The sequence below is a fragment of the Mycobacterium sp. genome, from assembly GCF_050701675.1.
In the GTDB taxonomy this organism is placed as follows: Bacteria; Actinomycetota; Actinomycetes; order Mycobacteriales; family Mycobacteriaceae; genus Mycobacterium.
Window position 1 is genome coordinate 21,267 of sequence record NZ_JBOGDD010000447.1, and the last position, 6,075, is coordinate 27,341.

At 68.9% G+C, this 6,075-nt stretch carries 7 protein-coding genes; 5 read left to right on the top strand and 2 right to left on the bottom strand.

The features are described from left to right. The first annotated feature begins 20 nt into the window (after window positions 1–20). From ACRDUX_RS13560 to ACRDUX_RS13570, 3 genes are read left to right on the top strand one after another with little or no spacing between them, the layout of a single operon-like run. Window positions 21–1,526, top strand: coding sequence for an MFS transporter (locus ACRDUX_RS13560; RefSeq protein WP_526414545.1), 1,506 nt, complete (start codon window positions 21–23; stop codon window positions 1,524–1,526). A gap of 37 nt (window positions 1,527–1,563) precedes the next feature. Continuing rightward, complete coding sequence (locus ACRDUX_RS13565) at window positions 1,564–2,247, top strand: VOC family protein (protein ID WP_526414546.1); 684 nt, start codon at window positions 1,564–1,566, stop codon at window positions 2,245–2,247. A gap of 15 nt (window positions 2,248–2,262) precedes the next feature. Continuing rightward, a complete protein-coding gene (locus ACRDUX_RS13570) occupies window positions 2,263–4,020 on the top strand; it encodes a proline--tRNA ligase (protein ID WP_526414547.1) in 1,758 nt (585 codons plus the stop codon). Here ACRDUX_RS13570 and ACRDUX_RS13575 read toward each other — a convergent pair. Together ACRDUX_RS13575 and ACRDUX_RS13580 are read right to left on the bottom strand one after the other, a co-directional pair. Beyond that, a complete protein-coding gene (locus ACRDUX_RS13575) occupies window positions 4,017–4,499 on the bottom strand; it encodes a ferritin-like domain-containing protein (RefSeq protein WP_526414548.1) in 483 nt (160 codons plus the stop codon). The two genes, ACRDUX_RS13570 and ACRDUX_RS13575, sit on opposite strands and share 4 nt — an antisense overlap. Then, the gene (locus tag ACRDUX_RS13580) at window positions 4,496–5,029 is read right to left on the bottom strand and encodes a hypothetical protein (protein WP_526414549.1); all 534 of its coding nucleotides are present in this window, start codon (window positions 5,027–5,029) and stop codon (window positions 4,496–4,498) included. Before ACRDUX_RS13580 ends, ACRDUX_RS13575 begins: the two co-directional genes overlap by 4 nt. Window positions 5,030–5,207: 178 nt before the next feature. Between ACRDUX_RS13580 and rimP the strand changes: the two genes are divergently transcribed. Both rimP and ACRDUX_RS13590 read left to right on the top strand, forming a co-directional pair. After that, a complete protein-coding gene (gene rimP, locus ACRDUX_RS13585) occupies window positions 5,208–5,762 on the top strand; it encodes a ribosome maturation factor RimP (protein WP_526414550.1) in 555 nt (184 codons plus the stop codon). Beyond that, a partial coding sequence (locus ACRDUX_RS13590; protein ID WP_526414551.1) for a NusA N-terminal domain-containing protein occupies window positions 5,759–6,075 on the top strand: 317 nt, incomplete at its 3' end. The genes rimP and ACRDUX_RS13590, both read left to right, overlap by 4 nt.

Below are 6,075 nucleotides of genomic sequence, written 5' to 3' on the forward strand. Positions count from 1 at the left end.
GCCTGGGTAGGGTGACGGCAATGTCTTCCGCTGGTGGGTCTTCAGGGTCGACTGACCACGCGGCCGCCTCGCTGTCGTCGTCGGTCCTTGGCGTCGCGATCATCGCCATCACCGGCATGCAGCTGATGTCGACGCTCGACGGCACGATCGTCATCGTCGCGCTGCCGCAGATGCAGGCTGATCTCGACCTCTCCGACGCGGGCAAGAGTTGGGTCATCACCGCCTACGTGCTGGCGTTCGGCGGCTTGTTGCTCCTCGGTGGCCGCGTCGGAGACGCCATCGGGCACAAACGGGCATTCCTCTCCGGTGTCGGCGTCTTCACCATCGCGTCGTTGGTGTGTGGGCTGGCAGGCGACGAATACACGCTGGTCGTCGCCAGAGCCCTGCAGGGCGTCGGGGCTGCGGTGTCCGCCCCGACCGGCTTCGCGCTCATCGCCACCACCTACGCCGTCGGAAGCGCCCGCAACCAGGCCATGGCGGTGTCGGCGGCCATGCAGGCGACCGGTTCCGTGCTCGGCCTCGTCCTCGGCGGTCTGCTGACCGTGATCTCGTGGCGCCTGGCATTCCTCATCAACGTCCCCGTGGGGATCGTGATCATCGTGATCGCTGCCCTGCGCATCGGGGAGACGCACCACGAGCGGCTCAAACTGGACATCACCGGAGCGATCCTCGCCACCCTCGGCTGCGCGTCCGCCGTCCTCGTCTTCACCCAGGGGCCCCCGCGCGGATGGGTCGACCCCTGGGTGATCGGAGCGGCCGTCGCAGCGGTCCTCTTCTTCATCGGATTCCTGACGGTCGAGCGGACCGCGGAGAACCCCCTGGTGCCGTTCTCCGTCTTCAACGACCGCAACCGGGTCATGACGTTCATCTCGTGGTTCCTCGGCGGTGGCGTGCTGCTGACGGTGACCGTCATGGTCGGCCTTCTGGCGCAGGACGTGCTCGGCTACTCCGCGCTGCGCGCAGGCATCTGCTTCCTGCCGTTCGCGGTGGCCGTCGGCGTCGGCAACGTGCTGGCCACCAAGCTGGCACCGATGTTCGCGCCCCGGTGGCTGATCATCGGCGGCGGGCTCTTCGTCCTGGCGGCCATGCTCTACGGCTCCACCCTGGACCGCACCATCCCGTACTTCCCCGACCTGTTCGTCCCGATCGTGCTCGGCGGATTCGGGATCGGCCTGATCTCGGTGATCCTGCCGCTGTGTGCGGTGGCGGGAGTCGGGCCCCGCGAGATCGGCCCGGTGTCGGCCATCACGCTGATGGTGCAGAACCTCGGCGGGCCCCTGGTGCTGGTGGCGATCATGGCGGTGCAGACGTCGCGCACGCTCTACCTCGGCGGCACGACCGGTCCCGTCAAGAACATGACGCCAGCCCAGCTCGACGCGCTCAGCGCGGGCTACACGTACTCACTGCTGTGGGTAGCGGGCATCTCGGTCGTGGTCGGCGTCGCCGCATTCTGGATCGGGTTCTCGGCCCGTGACATCGCGCGCGCCCAGCACACCAAGGAAGCCGTCGAGGCCGGCGAACTGTGAACGGTTTCGTGTCATGACGGCGCGCTAGCGTGACGTCGTGGACGACTCTCTGACCCGTCAGCAGATCTCCGATGCCGTCGACCCCCTGGGTTGGCGGCTGATCCTGGGGGCGGCGGTGACGCACGTGCAAGTGCCGTCGTTGTCGGCGGCTGCCGAAGCGGCGGTGGCCGCAGTCGCACCCGTCGGGGCGGATGGCGACGGGCACCTCAGCCTCGATCTGCACGCCGATCGGGTCGTGCTGCGTCTGCAGACCGCCGCCACGGGCGGCGTTACCGAGCACGATCTGGGGCTGGCCCGGACGGTGACCGACGCCCTCGCCGCACGGGCGCTGCGCACCGAACCCGGGGACGACACCGCGGTCCCACAGGCGATCGAGATCGCCATCGACGCACTCGACATCCCCTCGATCCGGCCGTTCTGGAAGGCCGTCACGGGCTACGTCGAGGCACCCGGCCCCGCTGATCTGCCCGACGGCGCGCTGCTCGATCCGCTCCGGCGTGGACCGGCGATCTGGTTCCAGCAGATGGACGTGCCCCGGCCGCAGCGCAATCGCATCCACCTCGACGTCGACGTCGAACCCGAACTGGCGCAGTCGCGGATCGACGCGGCGCTCGCCGCCGGAGGGACGCTGCTGTCCGCGGAGGCCGCCCCCGCCTTCTGGGTGCTGGCCGACCCGGAGGGCAACGAGGTGTGCGTCTGCACGTGGCAGGGACGCGACTAAGTAGGGTTGGCGGCTGTGATTACCCGCATGTCCGAGCTCTTCCTGCGCACTCTGCGCGACGACCCCGCCGACGCCGAAGTGCCCAGCCACAAGCTGCTGATCCGGGCCGGCTACGTCCGGCCCATCGCCCCCGGTCTGTACAGCTGGCTGCCCCTGGGTCTGCGCGTCTTCCGCAAGATCGAGCAGATCGTCCGCGAAGAGATGAATGCCATTGGCGGACAAGAGATCCTGTTGCCTGCCCTGCTACCGCGTGCGCCGTACGAGACCACGAACCGGTGGACCGAGTACGGCGAGACGCTGTTCCGCCTCAAGGACCGCCGCGGCAACGACTATCTCCTCGGGCCTACCCACGAGGAGATCTTCACCCTCACCGTGAAGGGGGAGTACAACTCATACAAGGACTTCCCGTTGCGGCTCTACCAGATTCAGACCAAGTACCGCGACGAGGCCAGGCCGCGGGCAGGGATCCTGCGCGGCCGCGAGTTCGTGATGAAGGACTCATACTCGTTCGACGTCGACGATGACGGGCTCAAGAAGGCGTACGACGCCCACCGCGAGGCGTACCGGAGGATCTTCGCGAGGCTTGGCGTCGAGTACGTCATCGTGTCTGCCGTGTCCGGCGCCATGGGCGGCAGCGCATCCGAGGAGTTCCTGGCCGAGAGCGAGGTCGGCGAAGACACCTTCGTGCGGTGCCTGCAGTCCGGCTACGCGGCCAACGTCGAAGCCGTCATCACCGCGCAACCCGAGGCCATCCCGTTCGACGGCCTGCCCGACGCCGTCGTTCACGACACCGGCGACACCCCGACGATCGCCACCCTGGTCGACTGGGCCAACGGTGCCGACCTCCCCGAGTTCGCCGGCCGCTCCGTCACGGCTGCGGACACACTGAAGAACATCCTTCTCAAGGTGCGCGAACCGGGCGGAGAGTGGGAGCTGCTGGCGATCGGCGTGCCGGGGGACCGGGAGGTCGACGACAAGCGGCTGGGCGCCGTCATCGAGCCCGCCGAGTACGCGCTGCTCGAGGACGCCGACTTCGCCAGCAATCCATTCCTGGCCAAGGGTTACATCGGGCCGAAGGGCTTGCTGGCCAACGGTGTTCGCTACCTCGTCGACCCGAGAGTGGTGGAGGGCACGGCGTGGATCACCGGGGCTGACGAGTTGGGCAAGCACGTGGTCGGCCTCGTCGCCGGCCGCGACTTCATCCCCGACGGCACGATCGAGGCCGCCGAGGTGCGCGACGGCGATCCCTCACCGGACGGGGCGGGCCCGCTGGTGACGGCGCGGGGCATCGAGATCGGCCACATCTTCCAGCTGGGCCGCAAGTATGCGGAAGCCTTCAAGGCCGACGTCCTCGGCGAGGACGGCAAACCGATGCGGCTCACCATGGGCTCCTACGGCATCGGGGTGTCCAGGATGGTGGCGGTCCTCGCGGAACAGCACCACGACGCCATCGGCCTGCGTTGGCCGTCTTCGGTGTCGCCGTTCGACGTGCACGTGGTCATCGCCAACAAGGACGACGGAGCGCGCACCGGCGCGACTGAACTGGCGGGGCAACTCGACCGGCTGGGGGTGGAGCCGCTGCTCGACGACCGCAAGGCATCGCCGGGGGTGAAGTTCAAGGACGCCGAGCTTCTCGGCGTGCCGTGGATCGTCGTCGTCGGCCGCGGCTGGGCAGACGGTGTCGTCGAGCTGCGCAACCGGTTCACCGGCGAGGCGCAGGAGATACCGGTCGACGGAGCCGCCGCCGCGATCGCGGCCACGCTCGCCGGCTAGCTCTCGGAGCCGCCAGGGAACGCGACCGTTGGCGGGACGACGCCGAGCACCTGGCGCCACTTGGCCGCGGTCACCGCGGCGCGCTTCACGGCGGTGACCGCCAGCTCGCGGTCCCCGGCGCTGTCGGCGCGTTCCAGGACCGCGCGCCAGGTGACGGCGGAGTCCTCCTCCATCCGGACGGCCAACTTCGCCGCGTCGGTGGGGCTGTCGACGTCGATCGGCATTTGGTAGCCCATCGCGGGAATGGGCGCCGCCACGTTGCGGCCGGTGAGCTTCGCGACGGCCTCCTCGCGCAGGTCGCGGTGCCCGGCCAGCGAGTCGGACACCAGGGCGTTGACGTCGGGTGAGGAATGGGCGGACACCAGGCCGTAGCCGTAGATGACAGCGTGCTCGTTCGCGACGGCATCGAACAGGGCGGCGTCCGCGGCACCCGATGGCCGTGACGCACTCGGCGACGGCGTCGCCCCCGGGGAGGTCACGACGCCTGCCCAGGGCCGGCCAACGCCACCGTGGCAGCCGCGGTGCACGCCGCGGCGATGGAACCCAGAAGACCCGCCCGGTAACCCGACTGCTGAGTGGCGAGCAGGGACGCCCCGTCGGCGGACTGCTGAAGCGCCGCGACCACGTCGGCGGCGGTGGGGGGTTTGGGAGGCGGTCCCGACGTGCTCGTCGGGGACGACGGTGACGACGGTGACGACGTGGCCGACGTGGTCGGTGGGGCCTCGCCGGAGATCCTGGTGATCTCGTCGCTGAGCGCCTTGGCGTGGGCGGCGCGCTGTCCCGCGACGGTGTTGAGAGTCGCCGCGAGCTTCTGGGGAGCCGCAGTGGCGGCGTTGCCGGCCAGCTCACCGTCGGACTGAGCTCGTTTGAGCTGACCGACCAGCGCATCGATGTCCTTGGTGGGCGGACTCGATGCGCAGGCGGTGGCAACGGTGCCGCCGAGCAGCGCCAATGCTGCCCCCCCGACGAGCAGTCGCCGCCTGCTGACGGTGGGGAGGACGCTCGGCACAGCAACATCCTGCCATCCCGTCCCCGCGACCCCCGCCGCCGTGGTTGCGCATCACCGCGCCTGGCGTTTGCCAATTGTGTCTCCGCAGCTGGCGTATCGTTGATACTCGGTTCGACGCTGGGTCCGCGAGAGGGTCCCGGGTGACCGTGTCCGTACAACTCAAGACGAGGAGCTCACCGTGGCATCGGAGATTCCGCTGCGGTCTGCGCGCTTGCCGTCGCAGCAACAGGTGGCTGAGCTGCTCGAAGGCGAGTTCGCTCGCGCCGGTTACGAAGTCGACGACGTCGTCATCGACGCCGCCGCGCGCCCTCCCAAGGTGACCGTGATCGCCGACGGCGACCGAGGTCTGAGTCTCGACGCACTGGCGACCTTGTCCCGGTTGGCCTCCGAGCTGCTGGACCAGCTCGACGATTCCACCGATGAGGCTCCCTACCTCCTGGAGGTCACGTCGCGGGGGGTGGACCGTCCGCTGGTGGCGGAACGCCACTACCGCCGTGCCCAAGGGCGCAAGGTCGAGATCACGCTGACCGACGGGTCGCAGGTGACGGGTCGCGTCGGCGAGGTCGCCGACGGTGTGGTGCGACTGGTGGTCGCCGACCGTCGCTCGGGTCTGAACATTCGCGAACTTTCAATCGACGACGTCGCCAATGCCGTTGTCCAGGTTGAGTTCTCATCACCGAACCCGCTCGAGCTCGAGCTGGCCGGGATGTCTGGCAAGGAGGCTGAAGAGTGAACATCGACATGGGTGCGCTGCATGCCATCGAAGTGGACCGGGGAATCTCGGTCGAAGAGCTGCTCGAGACCATCAAGTCCGCGCTGTTGACCGCGTACCGGCACACCCAGGGCCACGAGGCCGAGGCCCGCATCGACATCGACCGCAAGAGCGGCGTGGTGAAGGTCCTCGCGAGGGAGACCGACGAAGACGGCAAGCTGATCAGCGAATGGGATGACACCCCAGAGGGTTTCGGCCGTGTCGCGGCGACAACCGCCCGCCAGGTCATGCTGCAGCGATTCCGTGACGCCGAGAACGAACGGATGTACGGAGA

Bases quoted from the DNA above. Each gene is read 5' to 3' on its own strand.
- ACRDUX_RS13560 (WP_526414545.1), top strand. From the start codon at position 21: ATGTCTTCCGCTGGTGGGTCTTCAGGGTCGACTGACCACGCGGCCGCC.